Annotated in this window: 18 protein-coding genes; 13 read left to right on the top strand and 5 right to left on the bottom strand. The window is 40.5% G+C overall.

The features are described from left to right. Positions 1–153 precede the first annotated feature (153 nt). The 13 genes from CZ225_RS15320 (at position 154) to prmA (ending at position 14667) form a co-directional block, all read left to right on the top strand. Positions 154–1038, top strand: a complete 885-nt coding sequence (locus CZ225_RS15320; protein ID WP_077155849.1) for a sugar phosphate isomerase/epimerase family protein — start codon at positions 154–156, stop codon at positions 1036–1038. Between the two features lie 19 nt (positions 1039–1057). Continuing rightward, complete coding sequence (locus CZ225_RS15325) at positions 1058–2314, top strand: Gfo/Idh/MocA family oxidoreductase (protein ID WP_077154620.1); 1257 nt, start codon at positions 1058–1060, stop codon at positions 2312–2314. A 23-nt stretch (positions 2315–2337) separates the two neighbouring features. Then, entirely contained in the window at positions 2338–5814 is a 3477-nt protein-coding gene (locus tag CZ225_RS15330; RefSeq protein WP_077154621.1) for a DUF1080 domain-containing protein, read from the top strand. Between the two features lie 163 nt (positions 5815–5977). Continuing rightward, on the top strand, positions 5978–6259 hold the full coding sequence (locus CZ225_RS15335) for a tetratricopeptide repeat protein (RefSeq protein WP_077154622.1): 282 nt from the start codon (positions 5978–5980) through the stop codon (positions 6257–6259). Between the two features lie 34 nt (positions 6260–6293). Further along, positions 6294–6521, top strand: coding sequence for a 4Fe-4S dicluster domain-containing protein (locus tag CZ225_RS15340; RefSeq protein ID WP_077154623.1), 228 nt, complete (start codon positions 6294–6296; stop codon positions 6519–6521). Between the two features lie 11 nt (positions 6522–6532). After that, complete coding sequence (locus tag CZ225_RS15345; RefSeq protein WP_077154624.1) at positions 6533–7615, top strand: 3-methyl-2-oxobutanoate dehydrogenase subunit VorB; 1083 nt, start codon at positions 6533–6535, stop codon at positions 7613–7615. Positions 7616–7808: 193 nt separating this feature from the next. Continuing rightward, on the top strand, positions 7809–8573 hold the full coding sequence (locus CZ225_RS15350; protein ID WP_077154625.1) for a thiamine pyrophosphate-dependent enzyme: 765 nt from the start codon (positions 7809–7811) through the stop codon (positions 8571–8573). 20 nt (positions 8574–8593) lie between these two features. Beyond that, positions 8594–9136, top strand: coding sequence for a 2-oxoacid:acceptor oxidoreductase family protein (locus tag CZ225_RS15355; protein ID WP_077154626.1), 543 nt, complete (start codon positions 8594–8596; stop codon positions 9134–9136). Between the two features lie 121 nt (positions 9137–9257). Beyond that, positions 9258–11300 carry a putative porin gene (locus CZ225_RS15360; protein WP_077154627.1) on the top strand — a complete coding sequence of 681 codons (2043 nt, stop codon included), beginning with the start codon at positions 9258–9260 and terminating at the stop codon, positions 11298–11300. Positions 11301–11314: 14 nt separating this feature from the next. After that, on the top strand, positions 11315–12151 hold the full coding sequence (locus tag CZ225_RS15365; protein WP_077154628.1) for a transporter substrate-binding domain-containing protein: 837 nt from the start codon (positions 11315–11317) through the stop codon (positions 12149–12151). A 93-nt stretch (positions 12152–12244) separates the two neighbouring features. Continuing rightward, positions 12245–13231: a Gfo/Idh/MocA family protein gene (locus CZ225_RS15370; RefSeq protein ID WP_077154629.1), complete on the top strand. Its 987-nt coding sequence runs from the start codon at positions 12245–12247 to the stop codon at positions 13229–13231. A 59-nt stretch (positions 13232–13290) separates the two neighbouring features. Beyond that, entirely contained in the window at positions 13291–13761 is a 471-nt protein-coding gene (locus CZ225_RS15375; protein ID WP_077155850.1) for a nucleoside deaminase, read from the top strand. A 54-nt stretch (positions 13762–13815) separates the two neighbouring features. Beyond that, the gene (gene prmA, locus CZ225_RS15380) at positions 13816–14667 is read left to right on the top strand and encodes a 50S ribosomal protein L11 methyltransferase (protein ID WP_077154630.1); all 852 of its coding nucleotides are present in this window, start codon (positions 13816–13818) and stop codon (positions 14665–14667) included. Between the two features lie 120 nt (positions 14668–14787). On the opposite strand, the gene CZ225_RS15385 is transcribed toward prmA, so the two are convergent. From CZ225_RS15385 to lpdA, 5 genes are all read right to left on the bottom strand, one after another. Continuing rightward, positions 14788–15294 (bottom strand): flavodoxin, encoded by a 507-nt coding sequence (locus tag CZ225_RS15385; protein WP_077154631.1) that lies wholly within the window; start codon positions 15292–15294, stop codon positions 14788–14790. Between the two features lie 11 nt (positions 15295–15305). Next, entirely contained in the window at positions 15306–17339 is a 2034-nt protein-coding gene (locus CZ225_RS15390; RefSeq protein ID WP_077154632.1) for an alpha-ketoacid dehydrogenase subunit alpha/beta, read from the bottom strand. Positions 17340–17375: 36 nt separating this feature from the next. Then, positions 17376–18737 carry a dihydrolipoamide acetyltransferase family protein gene (locus tag CZ225_RS15395; RefSeq protein WP_077154633.1) on the bottom strand — a complete coding sequence of 454 codons (1362 nt, stop codon included), beginning with the start codon at positions 18735–18737 and terminating at the stop codon, positions 17376–17378. A gap of 87 nt (positions 18738–18824) precedes the next feature. Beyond that, a complete protein-coding gene (locus CZ225_RS15400; RefSeq protein ID WP_077154634.1) occupies positions 18825–19547 on the bottom strand; it encodes a lipoate--protein ligase family protein in 723 nt (240 codons plus the stop codon). A gap of 45 nt (positions 19548–19592) precedes the next feature. Next, on the bottom strand, positions 19593–20939 hold the full coding sequence (gene lpdA, locus CZ225_RS15405; protein WP_077154635.1) for a dihydrolipoyl dehydrogenase: 1347 nt from the start codon (positions 20937–20939) through the stop codon (positions 19593–19595). Positions 20940–20987 lie beyond the last annotated feature (48 nt).

Here is a 20987-nt window from a genome sequence, read left to right on the forward strand (position 1 = left end):
AATACAATGGAAAAGAAAGGACCTTAAATTTTTAGCAGTTATTAGAAGGATATAGTGAACACTTTATTTTACTCCTTCACCGGTATTATGGATAACACATATTATCCTAATCTTATAATCATACCTATGTTAGCCAATATTAATATTAATACGATGAATAAACGATTTAACTTATTATTGTTAGCCATCTTAATTCCCCTTTGCGGAATAAAAGCAGAGAATAAAATCACTATAGGTGTTATTCAATATGATTGGAGTGATATTGATAAAAGTTTCAAAGAACTACATGATTCCGGATTTGGATCCTGCCAACTCCAATACAGCCAGAAAATGGATAAAAACTTCGCTGAGAAACTGAAAGCTGCCTCTAAAAAACATCAGATTAAAGTAACAACAGTAGTTTCGGTTCCCGGACATTGTGTATGGAATTTCAAGGAAGGTCCCTCAACAATCGGTTTAGTTCCTGAAAATGGGCGTGAAGAGAAACTAGCAGTTTATCGCAAAATGATTGATTTTTGCGTAATGGCAGACATACCGGCCATGCACTCTCATTTTGGATTTATCCCGGAAGATTTGGCTTCTGAGCAATACAAAAGTTTTATTGAAGTAATGAAAGGATTGGCAAATTACGCAAAAGAACGTAATGTCATGATCTATTTTGAAACAGGACAGGAAACCCCCATCACATTGATTCGTGCGATTAAAGACATAGGTACAGGAAATCTCTTTATCAATTGCGACCTGGCTAATTTATTAATGTACGGAAAAGCAAATTCACTTGACGCTGTAAAATTATTCGGTAGTTTGATTAAAGAATTTCATGCAAAGGACGGAAAATATCCTGATCCGAATAATCCTTATGTATTAGGCAAAGAAGTAAATATACCCGAAGGAGATGTCAATTTTCCAGCCGTCATTGAAGAATTGAAAAGACAAAACTTTCAAGGATCTTTAACCATTGAGTGTGAGTTAGGAGATAGCAATCGAGATTATGTAATCAAGACTCGTAAATATTTGCAGGAATTATTAGATAAATAATCATATAAATTTTATTACTATGGGAATGGACAGAAGAAACTTTTTAAAAACTGTCGGAGGACTAGCTCTTTTTACAATTGTGCCACGTCACGTATTGGGACATGGTTATATTGCTCCAAGTGATCAATTGACCAAAGGTATTATTGGCGTTGGAGGCATGGGTAGAGGCCATGTAAACTATGAAGGTACACGCTTGGTTGCCGTATGTGATGTTGACAAAAAGCATCTTGAACTAGGTAAAAAATTAGTAAAAGATCAGATTGCTGCTTATCATGATTTTCGTGATTTGATCTTAGACCCCAATGTGGATATTGTTCACATTGCAACTCCTCCTCATTGGCATGGTATCATGTCAGTAGAAGCTGCAAAAGCCGGAAAAGATATTTGGTGTGAGAAACCAATGACACGTACGATCGGTGAGGGTAAACGTGTAATGGAAGCAGTACAACAATATGGACGTATGTTCCGTCTGAACACTTGGTTCCGTTTCAAAGATCCTTTCTACGGATTGGGAACACCGGTGAAACCTTTAAAGAAATTAGTGCAGAGCGGCATGTTAGGATGGCCGTTGAAAGTGACAATCAGCAAGCATACAGGTTTTGACTGGAAATTCTACTGGGTAGGTAAAGAATATCTAGAACCCCAACAGATACCAGCTGAACTGGATTATGATATGTGGCTGGGCCCGGCTCCTTATAAGCCTTACAATGCTCACCGCGTTCATCAGAATTTCCGCGGATATTGGGATTACGATAGTGGTGGTTTGGGTGATATGGGACAACACTATATCGACCCTGTACAATATATATTAGGTAAAGATGACACCAGCCCGGTGAAAGTAGAAGTAGATGCTCCTCAACAACATCCGGATGCAGTCGGAGTTTGGCGTTCTATTACTTACACTTATGCCGATGGTTGTCAGATTGTACTATGGGGTGGAGACTATGGTGATCCGAATACTCCTTATATTGCAGGTCCTAAAGGTAATGTATATAAGAATTTCGTATGTGACATACCTGATTGGGAAAAGAAATTGGCTGATTATCCGGAACCCGAGCCACAGATTTCAACTTTCATCGAGAGTGTTAAATCCCGTCAGCCATTTGCATTGAACGAACAAAACGGATTCCGTTCGGCAACCATAGTCAATATGGGAGCTGCTGCTCTTCGCCTAAACAGAACGTTAAACTTTGATCCTGTAAAACTTGAGTTTGTGGATGACGAAGCAGCTAACCGTTTGTTGGATCAGCCGTCGAGAGCACCGTGGAATATTTAGTTCATTCAAAAAATCGAAAACACATGAAGAAAGTATATATATCAATAGCAACTTTGTTATTATGCGGAAGCATGCTAATGGCACAATCGCCCGCCAATCGTACGGCAAAAACAACCGTAGCTGATGTGTTGGTCCAAATGCCGGCAGCTAAACAAGCAGAGTACAATAAATTAATTAAAGAGCTGAGTTCTACAGGTGAAGAGGGCGTTTTGATGTTAATAGACAGAATCAATCCGCCGGGCAAAGGTAGCAACTCAAATGTAGATTATGCCTTAAGTGGTTTGAGCCATTATGTGATGGCGAAAGGGAACGAAAATGCACGTCTGACCATCGCTAATGCTTATCTGAAAGCTTTGGATAAAGTAAGTGAACGTGAGACAAAAGCTTTCATCATTCGCCAACTTCAAATTTTAGGAAAAGACGAATGTGTGGATGTTCTTGCCACTTATCTCAATGATGAATCTTTAAGTAGCCCTGCCGCTTGTGCACTGGCTTCTATCTGCACCCCTAAAGCAGGAGAAATTCTGACTGCTGCTTTAAAAAGCCGCAGCGGTTCACCAAAAACGCAAAAGAATATTATTCAGGCAATTGGAGATGTGCAGGTAACAGAGGCAGAAGATCTTCTACTTACATTGTTAGAAACTTCCAACCCGGAAATACAAACTGAATTATTGTATGCATTAAGCCAGATAGGAAGTCTGAAATCATTGGATGCATTGGCAAATGCCGCAGCAAAAGATGGATATACAATGACTAAAGAAGGAGCTAACGAGGCTTATATTATATTATTGAACCGTCTGATCGAGCAAGGACATCTGAAAGAGGTAACGAAAGCTGCCCAAAAGCTACAAAAAAATGCAGCTAAAGCAGGAAAGGAACAAACAAGCGAAGCAGCACTACAGGCTCTCCTACACGCCGAATTAGCCAAAGGACAGGGCGACAATGCAAGTGCTACCAAGTTAATTCTGACTGCAATGAAGAGTCCAAGCAGGAATTATAGGAATGCTGCTTTAAATTACGCTTCCCATTATGCAGATAAGGATTTATATATAGCCCTGGCAAAACTAATGGAAAAAGCGAAACCTGAATTGAAAGTAGATATTCTGAGCTGGATAGGACGTGAAGCAAAAAAAACATCCAAGCATGATATCATCCAGAATCTAGAAGTACGTTCCGGGCTTCCTCTCCAACAAGCATTATTGAAACAAGTAGATAATGCAGACTTTGATGTGAAACAAGCTGCTGTATGGACATTAGTTAAAATGGGTGATCCTTCAAGTATTCCGTCTATTGCAGCATTATTGAAGGATAACGACAAGCAAATCGTACTATTGGGACAAGATGCTTTAGTTGCTTTCCCTGGAAATATTAATGACGCAGTAGCAGAAGCTATCCCCTCTTCCACCGATGCCGGTAAAATTGCCGGAATTGAATTATTGTCTATGCGTAAAGCTGCCAATAACTTAAACACAGTATTAGAACAAATACAATCCGGCTCTCCCGAAGTTAAGAAAGTAGCTTATGCGACACTGAAAGATGTGGTAAGCAACAAAGACATTGACACCATGTGTAAAATGTTGGAAAGTGCCGATGCACAAACAGTTCCTGCTATGCAGCGTGCTGTGATTTCTGCAATTTCCTCATTGCCGGCAAAGGAACAAGTTAAAATTGTGAATAGCCGTATGTCACAAGCCGGCGATAAACAATATCTTTACTATCTGGTACTATCTTCTACCGGTCAGTCGGAAGTGTTGGCAACCATTGTGAAAGGTTTCCACTCTAATACCGGAGTTAAAAAAGATGCTGCTTTTGAAGCTCTTTTAAATTGGAAAGACAACCAAGTAGCTGATGAGTTATATAACATCTGTAAGCAGAGTCCATCTTCCAAATTCTTCGAACCGGGACTTAAAACTTACATAAAATTAGTATCTAATCCTGCATTCACAGGTGAAAGACGCTTGTTAAGCCTACGCAAGGCAATGGAAATTGCTCAGACAGATGCTCAGAAAAAATCAATCCTGCAACAGATTGAAAAGACTGATACATTCCTTGGAATGCTATATGCCGGCGAATTCCTTGATCAGAAACCTGTACAGCAAGCAGCAGCCAATGCTGTCATGAATATTGCGTTAGGTAATAAACAATATATAGGAACCAATGTCCGCGATTTACTAAATAAAGTATTGGAAGTATTGGACAATCCGGACGCACGTTATCAAAAAGAGGCTATCAAGAAGCATTTAGCTGAAATGCCTCAAGGCGAAGGTTTCGTATCCATCTTCAATGGCAAAGATCTGACCGGTTGGAAAGGGTTGGTAGAAAATCCAATTGTCCGGGCTAAAATGAAACCTGCACAGTTGGCACAAGCCCAGAAAAAAGCCGATGAAGCGATGCGCAGAGACTGGAAAGTAGAAAATGGGCTATTAGCATACGTAGGCAAAGGCTTTGATAATCTGTGTACAGAAAAACAATACGGTGACTTTGAAATGTACGTAGACTGGATGCTTGATCCGGCAGGTCCCGAAGCAGATGCCGGCATTTATTTGCGTGGTACTCCTCAAGTACAAATCTGGGATACTGCCCGTACGAATGTAGGTGCACAAGTAGGTTCCGGTGGCTTGTATAACAATCAGGTGAACATGAGCAAACCATCAAAAGTTGCAGATAATAAGCTGGGTGAATGGAACAGTTTCTATATTAAGATGGTGGGTGACCGTGTAACAGTAGTTCTAAATGGAGAAAAAGTAGTGGACGATGTAATCCTCGAAAACTACTGGGATCGTAAATCACCAATTTTCCCAATAGAGCAAATTGAATTACAAGCACATGGCAGCAAGGTATATTACCGCAACATATATGTAAAAGAGTTGGAACGTAAAGAACCATTCAAACTTTCTGCAGAGGAAGTAAAAGAAGGTTTCAAGATATTATTTGACGGTACCAATATGCATGAATGGACCGGTAATACGGTAGACTATACATTGGAGGATAATTGTATTTCTCTGAACCCAAGCAAAAGCTTCGGTGGTAACCTGTATACAAAGGATGAATATGACAACTTTGTCTTCCGCTTCGAATTCCAATTGACTCCAGGTGCAAACAATGGCGTCGGTATACGTACCCCAATGAAAGGAGACGCAGCTTATGTGGGAATGGAAATTCAGATACTGGATTGCGAACATCCTATCTATAAGGACATCACTCCTTTACAACATCATGGCTCTGTATATGGTATTATTCCGGCAAAGCCTGACCATCGTGATATATTCAAACCCGTCGGCGAATGGAATGTGGAAGAAATTGTAGCGAACGGCGACAATATCCGCGTAACAGTGAATGGTGTTGTTATCACAGAAGGTAATATTCGCGAAGCTACTAAGAACGGTACGGCCGATCATAAGAAACATCCGGGACTATTCAACAAAAAAGGACATATCGGTTTCTTAGGGCATGGTTCTCCGGTCAAATTCCGGAACATCCGTATTAAAGAGTTGAAATAAACATTCTTTTTATTCCAGTTCAGTTGTGCAGCATAAGCATCCGTTTGCTTATGCTGCATTTTATTTCCATAAAAAACAAAAGGGTGCAAATTTCCAAGTTTATTTGCCATCTTTATTCAAATAAAAGCTATCTTTGCAAGTCAGAATCCCGAAATAAGAAAAAATGGAGCAAATAGATATTTTAAAAGAGCTTATTAATCGGGGAGATGTGGATAAAGCAATCGAGCAATTGAATCAACTCCTCCAAGATATTCCTGTGGAACTCAAGAAAGACGCTCTTTACTATTTACTGGGAAATGCCTATCGAAAAAAGGGAGATTGGAAACAGGCTTTGGATAACTACCAACACGCCATCGATCTTAACCCCGACAGTCCTGCCGTACAAGCTCGAAAGATGGCAATAGATATCCTGAACTTCTATCACAAAGATATGTACAATCAATAATCGAAATAAAGGTAACGTAATAAAGTTAAAGAATATGGCAAAAATCAAAGGAGCAATCGTAGTCGATACAGAGCGTTGCAAAGGGTGCAACCTATGTGTAGTAGCGTGTCCGCTCGATGTAATCTCCCTCAATAAAGAGGTGAATATGAAAGGCTATAACTATGCCTTCCAAGTGAAAGAAGATACCTGTAACGGCTGTAGTTCTTGTGCGACAGTTTGTCCGGACGGATGTATCTCAGTGTATAAAGTTAAATGTGAATAAAAGAAACGAATATGGCAGAAGAAGTAGTATTAATGAAAGGTAACGAAGCCATTGCCCACGCAGCTATCCGTTGCGGTGCGGACGGGTACTTCGGTTATCCTATTACTCCCCAATCGGAAGTGTTGGAAACACTTGCCGAACTGAAACCTTGGGAAACAACTGGCATGGTAGTGCTCCAGGCAGAAAGTGAAGTAGCAGCTATCAATATGGTATATGGAGGTGCAGGAAGCGGAAAAATGGTTATGACCTCTTCATCCAGCCCGGGTGTAAGTTTGAAACAAGAAGGTATTTCTTATCTTGCGGGTGCGGAACTCCCCTGTTTGATTGTAAACGTAATGCGTGGAGGTCCCGGTTTGGGAACGATCCAACCGAGTCAGGCTGACTATTTCCAGACTGTAAAAGGCGGTGGCCATGGTGACTATAAATTAATCGCTTTTGCTCCGGCATCTGTACAAGAGATGGCAGATTTCGTTAGCTTGGGGTTTGAACTGGCATTCAAATACCGTAACCCGGCTATCATTCTTGCCGACGGAGTGATCGGACAAATGATGGAAAAAGTAGTTCTTCCTGCTCAAAAGCCACGCCGTACCGAAGCTGAGGTTATCGAACAATGTCCGTGGGCTTCTACCGGAAAGACAAAAGATCGGAAACCGAACATCATTACTTCTCTCGAACTGAAACCGGAAGCAATGGAGATCAACAATCTCCGTTTCCAGGCTAAATATCGCGAAATTGAAGAGAACGAAGTGCGTTTTGAAGAAATCAACTGCGAAGATGCAGAATATCTGATTATTGCTTTTGGCTCAATGGCACGTATTGGTCAGAAAGCAATGGAAATTGCACGTGAAAAAGGAATTAAAGTAGGTATTTTACGTCCTATTACTTTATGGCCTTTCCCAACTAAGGCAATTGCAGCTTATGCCGATAAAGTAAAAGGTATGCTCGTAACGGAACTGAATGCAGGACAGATGATTGAAGATGTCCGCTTGGCAGTAAACGGTAAGATCAACGTTGAACATTTCGGACGTCTCGGCGGTATTGTTCCCGATCCGGACGAAATAGTAGAAGCACTGGTAGATAAACTAATCAAATAACGAAACGATGAATCCCGATAAAATAAGAAACGTACTAAACATCGTCTTTATTATTCTGGCTATAGCATCTGTAATCATCTACTTTGTAGCGAGAGACGACTTTAAATTATTTATCTACGTATGCGGTACTGCTGTGTTCGTTAAGATAATGGAGTTTTTTATACGGTTCACCAACAGATAAGAAGAAGAAGTTATGACTAAAGAAGAAATAATCAAGCCCGAGAATCTGGTTTATAAGAAACCGACTCTGATGAACAATAATTCCATGCACTACTGCCCGGGTTGCAGTCATGGTGTGGTACATAAACTCATTGCCGAGGTAATTGAGGAAATGGGTATGGAAGATAAGACCATCGGTATCTCACCGGTAGGATGTGCAGTCTTCATCTATAACTATCTGGATATCGACTGGCAAGAAGCAGCTCATGGACGTGCTCCCGCAGTAGCCACAGCTATCAAACGGTTATGGCCCGATCGTCTCGTATTCACTTACCAGGGTGACGGTGACTTGGCTTGTATCGGTACTGCCGAAACAATTCATGCACTGAACAGAGGGGAAAATATTACTATTATCTTTATCAATAATGCCATCTACGGTATGACCGGTGGCCAGATGGCACCTACGACATTAGTTGGCATGAAAAGTTCAACTTGTCCTTACGGACGTGATGTAGCGTTACATGGATACCCACTAAAAATTACAGAAATTGCAGCGCAACTGGAAGGTACAGCCTACGTTACCCGTCAGTCCGTACACACAGTTCCTGCCATCCGTAAAGCGAAAAAAGCGATTCGTAAGGCTTTTGAAAATTCAATGAGTGGTAAAGGATCTAACCTTGTAGAAATTGTGTCTACTTGTAACTCCGGTTGGAAGATGACTCCGGAAAAGGCGAATAAATGGATGGAAGAAAACATGTTCCCATTCTATCCTCTAGGTGATTTAAAAGATAAAGAATAACGCTAAAAGTCAGCAGAACAATGAAAGAAGAAATTATTATAGCAGGATTCGGTGGACAAGGCGTATTGTCTATGGGTAAGATTTTGGCTTATTCCGGACTGATGGAAGGTAAGGAAGTAAGCTGGATGCCGGCATACGGTCCTGAGCAACGTGGTGGAACAGCCAACGTAACTGTAATTGTAAGTGATGATAAGATCTCATCACCTATTTTAAGTAAATACGATGCAGCTATCATCCTGAACCAACCTTCCCTCGAGAAATTTGAGAATAAAGTAAAACCGGGTGGTATCCTTATATACGATGGTTACGGAATCATTAACCCTCCTACACGCAAAGATATTAAGGTATACCGCATTGACGCGATGGATGCAGCCAACGAAATGAATAATGCCAAAGCATTTAACATGATCGTACTTGGCGGTTTGCTGAAGCTTCTTCCTATGGTCACATTAGACAATGTCATCAAAGGTCTGAGGAAAACACTTCCGGAGCGCCATCACCACTTGATTCCAATGAATGAAGAAGCTATCAAGAAAGGCATGGAACTCATCAAGGAAGCATGATTAAAGAATAACAGATTATGGATAATTGATAATTATTAGCTACGTAAACTGCGGATGCAACATAATTTTCAATTATCCATTATCATTAAATCAATTAAAGTAAGTATCTTTGCCTCCAATTATGAGACGAATTTTACTTATATATATATTACTTTTCGTTATAGGCTTGACTACTGTTCATGCACAGTTCAATCAAGGTAACCGACAATATGACGAAAATGGTCGTGACCAATATGGTAATCAGATTGACCCCGCCATGCTTCCCGATAAGCTGGACAGTACAAACGTAGAGGTACAAGGATTGCCACCTACGCTCTACATGTGGCGTATCAAAAATGAATTGGGTGACCGGATCATGATTCCGGCAGATACTGCTTTCCATCATTTCCAAAACTCCAATCTCACAGAAGGACTTACAGGTCATTATAATTATTTAGCCAATATGGGTTCCCCCCGTTTATCCCGTATCTTCTTTGACCGCCGTTATCCGGAGCCAACGATTTTCATGGAACCCTTCTCAAGCTTTTTTATTCGTCCCACAGAATTTAATTTCACGAACAGCAATGTACCCTATACTAATCTGACGTATCATAAAGCAGGTAATAAAGTTAATGGGGAAGAACGCTTTAACTCTTATTTCTCTGTAAATGTGAATAAGAAGCTAGCTTTCGGATTTAATATTGATTATTTGTATGGACGAGGATATTATAATAACCAGGGGACTTCATACTTCAACGCTGCTTTCTTTGGCAGTTATATCAGCGACCGTTATCAGATACAAGCTATATACAGCAATAACTACTTGAAAACGAATGAGAATGGAGGTATCACAGACGACCGTTATATTACTGCACCCGAAGATATAGCGAATGGAGTCAGGAAATATGAATCAATAAACATACCAACCGTACTGGATGCGAGTGCAAACCGTAATCATAATTTTTATGTCTTCATGACTCAGCGTTACAACTTGGGATTCCGACGCGATATCCCTAAGGCTGAAAACGATACGACACCTACCAAACAAGAGTTTGTACCGGTTACAAGCTTTATACATACCTTTCAGGTGGAGCGGTCAAGACATAATTTCCGTTCGAAAGACAACGTTAAAGACTATTATCAGAATACATATTTAGATCCTGAAGATCCAATCGTTAGAGATAGTACGATTTATGTAGGAGTAAAAAATACAATAGGTATTGCATTACTGGAAGGCTTTAATAAATATGCCAAGGCCGGACTGACTGCATTTGCTTCACATAAGTTAAGTAAATACTCATTGATGAACCTGGAAGGCTTAAAAGCCGACCATTACAACGAAAACGAGATCTTTGTCGGTGGTGAGCTATCCAAGCGAGAAGGCAACATTCTCCATTATCATGCAATTGGTGAAGTGGGACTTGCAGGAACAGCAATCGGTCAATTCAATGTAAAAGGAGATATCGATCTGAATTTTCCATTGTGGAAAGATACGGTAGGTCTGGTAGTTCGTGGAGAAGTCAGCAACCGAATGGCACCATTTTATATGCGTCATTATCATTCTAAGCATTTCTGGTGGGATGACGATATGGCAAAAGAGTTCCATACCCGGGTGGAAGGCGAATTAAACATTGCCCGTTGGAGAACTCGATTAAATGCCGGTGTTGAGAATATTAAAAACTTTACCTATTTCAACCAACAAGCATTGCCTGCCCAAAAGAGCGGAAGCCTGCAAGTAGTCTCAGCACGTTTCAATCAAGACTTTAAATTAGGTATCTTCCACTTGGACAATGAGGTTGTCTGGCAGAAATCCAGTGACCAGGATGTACTTCCTTTACCTGATTTCTCACTCTACCATAACTTCTATATGCAGTTCAAATTGGCAAAAAAGGTACTTAGTGTAGAATTGGGTGCTGATGTACGTTACTTTTCCAAATACTTTGCACCGGCATATATGCCCGCTACTGAACAGTTCTATCTGCAACCGGATAATGACCGTGTGAAGATTGGCGGTTATCCGATCGTGAATGTATATGCCAACTTACACTTGAAACGTACCCGTTTCTATGTAATGATGTACCATGTAAACCAAGGAATAAGTAAACCGAATTACTTCTTAGCCCCACACTATCCAATTAATCCACGTGTACTGAAATTCGGCCTTTCATGGAATTTCTATGATTAATACTTGCATAGCTTATGGAATCAAAAGTGAAATCGAAAGTTTATAAATATATATTGCCGGTTTTTACTATATCGGCAATCATTTTCGCATTCCGCTACTGTAGCAAACAAGAAATAGCTATCGAGCATCCCCGTGATTATGATGCCATTGTAAAAGAGGGAGTTTTGCGCGTAGCAACCGAATACAATTCCATCAGTTTTTATGTAGACGGAGATACCGTTTCCGGTTTCAATTACGAACTTATACAAGCCTTTGCACACGACAAAGGACTGAAAACAGAAATTACCCCCGAAATGAGTTTTGATGAACGCCTGAAAGGACTCAGTAAGGGACGTTATGATGTGATAGCTTACGGAATATTGGCTACCAGTGAGTTTAAAGATTCTCTGCTGCTCACTTCTCCTATCATTCTCAATAAACAAGTACTTGTACAACGGAAAGAAGTTGGAGAAAATGATTCACTCTACATCAAAAATCAACTGGACCTGGCAGGCCGCACCCTACATGTAGTAAAAGGTTCTCCTTCCATCCTCCGTATCCGTAACCTTGGAAATGAAATCGGAGATACCATTTATATTAAAGAAATAGAGAAATACGGACCGGAACAACTCATTTTTATGGTTGCCCATGGAGATATAGATTACGTGGTCTGTGACGAAAGTATTGCCGAAGCAGTGGTCGATTCATTACCGCAGATAGATATTAATACGGATATCAGTTTTACTCAGTTTTACTCATGGGCCGTTAGTAAACAATCTCCTGTGCTGTTGGATAGTCTGAACACTTGGCTGGATAAATTCCAGAAGGGAAAAGAGTATCAAGAAATCTATCGTAAATACTACAAACAATAATTCTATACAGATTAAAAGCAATCAATAAAGTTGTTCTTAATAAAAATTAGCCTTATCTTTGTCTTTTCTGATGTAAAAATAGAATAGGTATTTATGAGCGAAAAGATTATCAAATGGGGCTTTATTGGCTGCGGAGAGGTAACGAAGACTAAAAGTGGTCCGGCTTTTCAGAAAGTAGCCCATTCAGAGGTTGTAGCCGTAATGAGCCGTGACAATGCTAAAGCCAAAGCTTATGCAAAAGAAAGAGGTATCAAAAAATGGTATGACGATGCACAGGAACTGATTGATGATCCCGAAGTCAATGCGATATATATCGCAACTCCTCCTTCTTCACACGCTACTTACGCCATCATGGCCATGAAAGCCGGTAAACCGGCCTATATTGAAAAGCCGATGGCACAAACATACGAAGAATGTACCCGTATTAACCGCATTTCACAAGAGACAGGTGTACCTTGTTTTGTTGCTTATTATCGCCGATATCTCCCGTACTTCCAGAAAGTTAAAGAGCTGGTAGAAAACGGTTCTATCGGTAATGTCATCAATATACAAATTCGTTTTGCACAACCTCCACGTGATTTGGATTACAACCGTGATAATCTTCCTTGGCGTGTACAGGCGGATATTGCCGGAGGCGGATATTTTTACGATCTTGCTCCCCACCAGATAGATTTATTACAAGACATGTTCGGTTGTATTCTTGAAGCAAGCGGATACAAGAGCAACCGGGGAGGACTTTATCCGGCGGAAGATACCCTAAGTGCTTGCTTCCAGTTTGATAACGGATTGGTGGGTAGTGGCTCCTGGTGTTTCGTAGCACACGATTCAGCCCGTGAAGACCGCATCGAAATTATAGGAGACAAAGGAATGATTTGTTTCTCCGTATTTACATATGACCCAATAGCTCTGCATACCGAACGCGGACGTGAAGAATTCTGTATCGGTAATCCGGAACATGTGCAACAGCCGCTTATTCAGGCTGTAGTCGATCATCTGATTGGCAAGTCCACCTGCTCCTGCGACGGAAATAGTGCAACATTAACCAACTGGGTGATGGACAAAATTCTCGGGAAACTTTAAAAGTAGATTGGGAAAGTATCCTTCCTATAAAACTAACTGAAAATAGTATATCTTGTATGATGACTAAAGAAGAACTTATGCGGAAAGCTATTGAGCTTTCCAAAGAGAATGTTGCTAACGGAGGAGGTCCTTTCGGTGCCGTCATAGCAACAAAAGAAGGTGAAATTATCGCTACCGGTGTCAATCGTGTAACGGCATCCTGCGATCCTACTGCGCATGCAGAAGTTAGTGCTATCCGTGCAGCAGCTGCCGAACTCGGAACCTTTAACCTTAGCGGTTATGAAATATATACTTCCTGCGAACCTTGTCCGATGTGCCTGGGTGCTATTTACTGGGCACGGCTGGATAAAATGTATTATGCTAACAATAAAACGGATGCTAAAAATATCGGCTTTGATGATTCCTTTATATATGATGAACTAGAGCTGAAACCCGCAGACAGGAAACTTCCTTCAGAAGTGTTGCTACACAACGAGGCTATCAAGGCTTTTGAAGAATGGAGTGCAAAGGAAGATAAGGTGGAATATTGAAGATTTCCTCGTTTTTCGGTTATATTTGCACTTAATTTAGATTAGATAATAATTATGAAATACTTTGAGTTTACATTTACCACTCTCCCTTGCACTGATACAGTGAATGATATATTGGCTGCCTTCCTAGGGGAAGCAGGTTTTGAAAGTTTTGTAGAATGTGAAGGAGGATTAACTGCTTATATCCAACAAGCTTTATATGACGAATCAACTGTGAAGAGTGCAATTGCTGATTTTCCATTGCCGGATACAAAAATTACCTATACATATACAGAAGCAGAAGATAAAGATTGGAACGAAGAATGGGAAAAGAATTTTTTCCAGCCAATTGTTATTGGTGACCGTTGTGTGATTCATAGTACATTCCATCAGGATGTTCCCCAAGCAGAGTATGACATTGTCATCAATCCCCAAATGGCTTTCGGTACGGGACATCATGAAACAACAAGTCTTATCATCAGCGAATTATTGGAAAGTGACCTGAAAGGAAAATCATTACTTGATATGGGATGTGGAACATCGATTCTGGCAATACTCGCACGTATGCGGGGTGCACAGCCTTGCACTGCTATCGACATCGATGAATGGTGTGTTCGCAACTCTATCGAAAATATAGAACTGAACCAGGTAGATGATATTGCCGTTTCACAAGGAGATGCTTCTTCCTTGAACGGGCTAGGTCCTTTCGACGTTATTATCGCTAACATCAACAGAAATATTCTGTTGAACGATATGAAGCAATACGTTGCTCGTATGCAACCGGGATCGGAATTGTTAATGAGCGGATTTTACGTTGATGACATTCCGGTTATCCGAGCAGAAGCAGAAAAGAACGGATTGAAGTTCGTTAGCCAGAAAGAAAAGAATCGCTGGGCAGCAGTTAAGTTTATTTATCCTATCGGATAAATTCAGATACTGACTCTAGTGGCTCTTCAAAAAATAAAATTCCCTACCATTAATCGACCATTCTATATATGAATAGGATAATTAATAGTAGGGATAATTTATATAAAACGATACGTGATTTTACTTAAACTCTTCTTTGATTTGCACACACCACTCTTTTATCTTTTTTTCCGCTTGTTCAGATTGATTATCCAAGTCAATCACCAAGCCGCACCATTTACTATCGCGCAACGCACGAGAACGTTCGAAAGTATATCCTTCGGGAGAAGTGCAACCCACAAGAATAGCTCCGTCACCTTCAAAAACTTCAGCCAACAGACCGATACCATCAGCAAAGTTCTCCGGATAACGCACTTGGTCACCTAAGCCAAAAATAGCAACCTTCTTTCCTTTCAGGTCCATCGTGCGCAACTCCGGTATCAATTCATCCCAATAAGTCGGGAGTTCTCCGTCATACCAAGTAGATGCACCTACTATAAAATGATCGTAAGCAGCAAAGTCATTCTGCCAAGCTTGCTCAATGGGTACTACATCTATCTTGTCTTTCCCAAACTCTTTCTCAATCTTCTCCGCTACCCAAGATGTCTTTTCCGTTTTGGTAGCATAAAATAAACCTATCTTTTTCATAATTCACAGAGTTAATATTCTAATAACTTTTTAGCAGCTTCATATATTTTAGCCTCATCCGGCAAAATGGCTTTCTCCAGAAGTGGATTGAATCCTACAGGAGTAAAGGTAGAACCGACACGTTGAACCGGTCCATCTAAGTATTGAAACATCTCGGAGCTAATCATTGCAGCCAGCTCAGCACCAAAACCGGCAAAGACTTTGTCTTCATGAACAACCAATGCCTTACTTGTCTTTTTCACTGATTCGAAAATAGCTTCTTTATCCAATGGCATTAACGAACGGATGTCTATGACTTCTACTTTCCATCCACGTTCCTTTTCCAACTGTTCCGCAGCGTGTAAACAGAAATGTGTCGTATTACCATAAGTAATAATACTCAGATCAGTTCCTTCGCGGCGAATACGAGCTTTACCAAAAGGTACTTCAAAGTCTTCGGGAACAACAGTTGCAGCCTCTACCGAATTATATAAGGCTTTGGGTTCCAGGAACAAAGTAAATCCTTTGGAACGTATACTGGTTCGAAGTAACCCTGCAGCATCATCCGCATAACAGGGACAAACTATGCGTGCGCCCGGAAGGGTGGTTAACGCTCCTTCTATGTTCTGAGAATGGTATAATCCTCCACCAATATAACCTCCGGAAGCCAACCGCAAGGTAATATTCGGAGCAAACTTTCCATTACTGCGCCAATACTCGTGTGTACATTCCACGTATTGTTCCACAGCCGGCCAGAAATAGTCGGCAAACTCCGCTCCTTCTATAACGACATGAATCTTTGGATCAAACCGGCACATTCCGTTGGCTGTACCGACAATGTAATCTTCAGCAATCGGCGCACTGAATACACGTGCATCTCCAAATTCCTGTTGCATTCCCTTGGTTACATTAAATACACCGCCCTTATCCTTGTTAGCTACATCCTGCCCCCAGATAAATGTATTCGGATTCCTTCGGAATTCCGTTTTCAACGTTTCGTTAATGGCATTCACCATAAAGGTTTTCTCCCCTTCTTCGTTGTGAGTACCGTCTTTGTATTTTTCAGGCTGATAAGGTTCCGGGGTTACAAAGTCATAAATGCTTTTGGGGTCCGGATCGGGTGCAGCCAGTGCTTTCCGGTTAGCGGCAGAAAGTTCTTTCTTTGCTGCTGCCTCTATTTGTTGCAATTCCTCTTCTGTCAGACGTTTATAACGAAGTAACATTCTACGGAATTTTGCCAAAGGATCGGCGTCTTTGACATACTCCAACTCGTTCTCATCCCGGTAGAGAGTATGTTTATCCGAATTGGAGTGGGAACCGATACGAACACAGTTTGCTTGTACAATAACCGGATTACGGGTATTGATAGCGTGTTCACGTGCTTCGGTCATTGCATTCATAGAGTCGAAAACGTCTTTACCATTACAGTAGATGATTTTCAAGTTTTTAAAACCGGAAAAGTTTTCAGCGACTTTACGATTAGCTGTTTGCTCCGATTTCGGTACGGAAATACCATATCCGTTATCCTGAATAACAAAAATGACAGGAAGCTGTTCGAGACTGGCACCATTGATAGCTTCATAAACAAAACCTTCGGAAGTGGCAGATTCACCATGGGAAGTGATAGCAACTCCTTTATGTCCGTAATAGACCATGGCTCTAGCTACACCTGCTGCATGAAGATCATGTGTTCCGGTAGCCGATGAAATATTTTCGATATGCCATTCCGGTTTGGCAAAATGGTTCGACATATGTCGTCCCCCACTACCCGGATCGGTTGCTTTGGAGATTCCGTTCAGAATAATTTCTTCTGCAGTCATTCCAGCAGAAAGAACAGTCAGCATATCCCTGTAATAAGGGAACAGGAAATCTTCGCCGAGTGTGAACACCTGTCCGATAGCTAGCTGAATACCATCGTGGCCTGCATAAGGTGCATGGTAAGACCAGCCCAGAGATTGTAGCAAATAGGATGGAGCCTTTTCATCCAAGGCACGTCCTAATGTCATCAGATGATACCACTTTTTCAGGGTTTCCACATCTGTAGTCTTTATATCATACTTTTTCATAGTTAATGAATTCTTTATGAATGAAACAATCAGTTATCAGCCTTTCCAATTCTCCAGATAGTCTGCTATAAAATGCAGGAAGTTACCTCCCAACATACCGTCTACTACCCGATGATCATAAGACAACGACAAATACATCTTATGGCGAATAGCAATCGTGTCCCCTTCCGGTGTTTCAACAACAGCCGGTTTCTTTTCGATGTATCCTACTCCTAATATAGCAACCTGTGGTTGATTGATAATCGGAGTACCAAACAAGCTTCTGAACGTACCGAAGTTGGTAATGGTAAATGTACCTCCATCAATATCTTCCGGCATTAGTTTATTATCGCGTGCCTTGATGGCCAAGGAATCAATGGCAACAGCTAATCCATTTAAATTCAAATGATCTGCATCATGTACTACAGGAACAATCAGATTTCCATCATTTAAGGAAACAGCAATGCCAATATTGATATGTTTCTTGAAAAGGATATTATATCCATCAACTGATACGTTTACTTGAGGATAGGCTGCTAAAGCTTTAGCTACGGCTTCGGTAATTGCAGGCATATAAGTTAATTTCACTCCTTCACGACGGAAAAATGCATCTTTGTTCTTATCACGCCAACGTACCAATTTGGTAACATCTACTTCGACTACATTGGTTACATGAGGAGAAACTTTTTTAGACATAACCATATGATCGGCAATGATCCGGCGGACACGATCCATTTCTTTCACTTCTACCCCCGGTATATTAGATGTGGTTGATGTAGTTTGTTTCGGTGCAGCAACCGAAGTAGTTGTAGCTGAAGACACTGAAGCGGAAGAGGCTGACTTAACATTTGATACACCTCGTTTCTTCTTGTCTATATAATCTTTTATATCTTTTTTACTCAACCGACCTTCATAGCCTGTTCCTTGTATCGTATCTAATTCTTCTTTGGAAATATTAGCTTCTCTGGCTAATTGAATCACGACAGGAGAATACCAACGTTCTTCTGTCACCACAACAGGATTTAACTCCTGAGGCTGATCTTTTGGTTCAGTAGGTTGGCTTTCTGATTCTATTGACGTTTTTGTTCCATTCACAGCAGATATAGTGTTCATTGAAGGATTAGCTTCTTCTTTTCCAGTGTTTTCGCTCGCAGTAGTTTCTTCCGAGGATTCTTCTCCATCCGGATCGACAACAGCAACCACAGTTCCCACTGCTACCGTATCTCCCTCTTTGTATAAGATTTCCACAACTTTTCCAGCAACCGGAGAAGGAATCTCCGCACTTACTTTAGCGGTATTTACTTCAAACAAGATATCATCCTCCTGAATGGTATCCCCTACTTTTACAGACCAGGAAACAATCGTTCCTTCTGTTATACTCTCGCCTAACTTAGGCATTTTTATTTCGAATCTTGACATAAACAGTAATTTTATTATTCAACTATGATACTGTAGAACAAGCCGCTGAAAAAGAAAGTTTTAAGTTAAAGTATTTTTAACCGGATGTCAGCGACTGAATATCCATTCTTCTTGCATATATTTACTTTCGCAAAGCTGCCCAATCGCTTCTAATTCCTCTTTGCTGAAAATACTTTCCGCTTCTCCCCGACTGAAATATTGGAAAGCAGTCTCCTTGAAACTATCAACAGTTTCCGTAAAGTTACTATTACGTATATTGGTAACTTCACTTCTGACCGAAGGCACAGCATATTTAATTTGAGAAGTATTAGTTATATTTTCCTCCTGTGGATGCAGGACTCTATTTAAAATATCGAGGTCAGTGTCATAAAGTAACGTACAATGATACAGTACCCTATTTTTATAGACACATTGTGCACTTCCCGATATTTTTAGTTTATTCAAATAAATTCCCAGACGTTCATCTCCTTGAGCATTTAAACCCAATGAAGCTAGAAATTCTAAAGTCTGTTGCAGATATACGGTAAAATCAGGAATACGGGAAACGGTTTCTATAAAAGTCAGATTAACATTTCCCAAATCATGATATACTGTTCCTCCACCTGAAAAACGTCTTGCTATTTGAATCTGTTGTTGTTTTGCCCAATTACAATCAATCTCTGCACAGACTCGCTGATGTCTCCCCAATACCACAGAAGAAGTATCCTGCCAAAGCATAAACACGTCATCGGTACTTTGCTTCAACAGATATTCTTCCGCAGCCAAATGAAAGTAAATGTCTGCAAATGGACTATAAATATAACGGGACATACATACGATTATTATATTTGTATTATTGAAAGCAGAGACTAAACTTTATGAGAACAATACCTCATGATAAATCTCTCCTACTGTAGGATGTGGAAATACACTCTTCTGAAATTCCTCTACTGTATATCCTTTTTGGATAGCAATACCTGCAATTACAATTAATTCTGATGCCGGATTTCCCAACATATGACATCCGATAATGCGCCCAAACTCATCCTGAACCAGCTTACAGATTCCTGTTCCATGCTCATTCTCTGCTACAAAACGACCGGAATATACCATTGGAAGTTTCATTACACGATAAGGAATACCTTGTTTTATAAGTTCTTCTTCTGTTTTACCCACTCCTGCAACTTCAGGATTGGTATAGACAACTCCCGGAATGCAGTCATAATTCATCCGGTCATCTATTCCCAAAATATGATTAATAGCTACTTCAGCTTCACGAATGGCTGTATGTGCTAAAAGAGAATATCCTGTAATATCCCCACAAGCATATACGCTAGGATGAGAAGTTTGTAGATGTTCATCAACTTGTACTCCATTTCTGTGAAGTTCAACAGAAAGTTTATCTAATCCAACATTAGCTATGTTTGCCTTACGTCCCACACTAAGGAGAATCTTCTCAGCTTCTATGGTAGAGGTCTTCCCTCCTTTCTCAATAACAACGCCAGTAGGTTTTACCTCCACGACTTTAGTATTCAGATAAAAAGTAACTCCACGCTTTGCATATTCCGAGCGAAGCATAGCACTTGTCTCCTTATCCATAGCACCTAAGATCTCAGGCATCATTTCTACTACAGAGACCTTCACTCCCATACTATTAAAGAAAGAAGCGAATTCCATCCCTATAACTCCACCACCAATAATCACCAAACTCTCTGGAAGTTCTTTAATTTCTAACGCTTCTCTGGAAGTCCAATATTTAATATCAGATAATCCCGGAATTGGAGGTATGATTGTATCAGATCCGGTACATACCAGAAGATATTTCACCTGATAAATTTCTTCGTCACAAGAAATGCGAATCAACCCGTCTTTTTCTCCTTCTATATAAGCTTCTTTTTCCACTATCGTCACTCCATAAGAATTAACCGTCATCTTCACCCCACCCGTCAGCATTTTCACTGTCTTATCTTTACGGTTCATTATCTTAGTTAAATCAAAAGAAGGGGACTCGGAAGAAATTCCATATTTAGGAGCACTCTTAATACTATCCAGTATCTTTGCAGAATAGAGCAAAGTCTTAGTCGGAATACATCCTTCATTGAGACAGACTCCACCTATCGCTTTTTTCTCGAAAAGAACAGCCTTCAACCCATTTGCACCAGCCCGCTCAGCAGCCGTATAGCCAGCAGGACCACCACCAATAATAGCTATATCAAAATTCATAATCGTACTTATTTATTAATAATACGATTATAACAAATAAAAGAAGAA

Origin of the sequence: Bacteroides bouchesdurhonensis, from assembly GCF_900155865.1 — a bacterium.
Classification (GTDB): domain Bacteria; phylum Bacteroidota; class Bacteroidia; order Bacteroidales; family Bacteroidaceae; genus Bacteroides; species Bacteroides bouchesdurhonensis.

What these genes read in the sequence shown, in the direction of transcription:
- CZ225_RS15320 (WP_077155849.1), top strand. Translation starts at nt 154, where the DNA reads ATGAATAAACGATTTAACTTATTATTGTTAGCCATCTTAATTCCCCTT.
- CZ225_RS15325 (WP_077154620.1), top strand. Translation starts at nt 1,058, where the DNA reads ATGGGAATGGACAGAAGAAACTTTTTAAAAACTGTCGGAGGACTAGCT.
- CZ225_RS15330 (WP_077154621.1), top strand. Translation starts at nt 2,338, where the DNA reads ATGAAGAAAGTATATATATCAATAGCAACTTTGTTATTATGCGGAAGC.
- CZ225_RS15335 (WP_077154622.1), top strand. Translation starts at nt 5,978, where the DNA reads ATGGAGCAAATAGATATTTTAAAAGAGCTTATTAATCGGGGAGATGTG.
- CZ225_RS15340 (WP_077154623.1), top strand. Translation starts at nt 6,294, where the DNA reads ATGGCAAAAATCAAAGGAGCAATCGTAGTCGATACAGAGCGTTGCAAA.
- CZ225_RS15345 (WP_077154624.1), top strand. Translation starts at nt 6,533, where the DNA reads ATGGCAGAAGAAGTAGTATTAATGAAAGGTAACGAAGCCATTGCCCAC.
- CZ225_RS15350 (WP_077154625.1), top strand. Translation starts at nt 7,809, where the DNA reads ATGACTAAAGAAGAAATAATCAAGCCCGAGAATCTGGTTTATAAGAAA.
- CZ225_RS15355 (WP_077154626.1), top strand. Translation starts at nt 8,594, where the DNA reads ATGAAAGAAGAAATTATTATAGCAGGATTCGGTGGACAAGGCGTATTG.
- CZ225_RS15360 (WP_077154627.1), top strand. Translation starts at nt 9,258, where the DNA reads ATGAGACGAATTTTACTTATATATATATTACTTTTCGTTATAGGCTTG.
- CZ225_RS15365 (WP_077154628.1), top strand. Translation starts at nt 11,315, where the DNA reads ATGGAATCAAAAGTGAAATCGAAAGTTTATAAATATATATTGCCGGTT.
- CZ225_RS15370 (WP_077154629.1), top strand. Translation starts at nt 12,245, where the DNA reads ATGAGCGAAAAGATTATCAAATGGGGCTTTATTGGCTGCGGAGAGGTA.
- CZ225_RS15375 (WP_077155850.1), top strand. Translation starts at nt 13,291, where the DNA reads ATGACTAAAGAAGAACTTATGCGGAAAGCTATTGAGCTTTCCAAAGAG.
- prmA (WP_077154630.1), top strand. Translation starts at nt 13,816, where the DNA reads ATGAAATACTTTGAGTTTACATTTACCACTCTCCCTTGCACTGATACA.
- CZ225_RS15385 (WP_077154631.1), bottom strand. Translation starts at nt 15,294, where the DNA reads ATGAAAAAGATAGGTTTATTTTATGCTACCAAAACGGAAAAGACATCT.
- CZ225_RS15390 (WP_077154632.1), bottom strand. Translation starts at nt 17,339, where the DNA reads ATGAAAAAGTATGATATAAAGACTACAGATGTGGAAACCCTGAAAAAG.
- CZ225_RS15395 (WP_077154633.1), bottom strand. Translation starts at nt 18,737, where the DNA reads ATGTCAAGATTCGAAATAAAAATGCCTAAGTTAGGCGAGAGTATAACA.
- CZ225_RS15400 (WP_077154634.1), bottom strand. Translation starts at nt 19,547, where the DNA reads ATGTCCCGTTATATTTATAGTCCATTTGCAGACATTTACTTTCATTTG.
- lpdA (WP_077154635.1), bottom strand. Translation starts at nt 20,939, where the DNA reads ATGAATTTTGATATAGCTATTATTGGTGGTGGTCCTGCTGGCTATACG.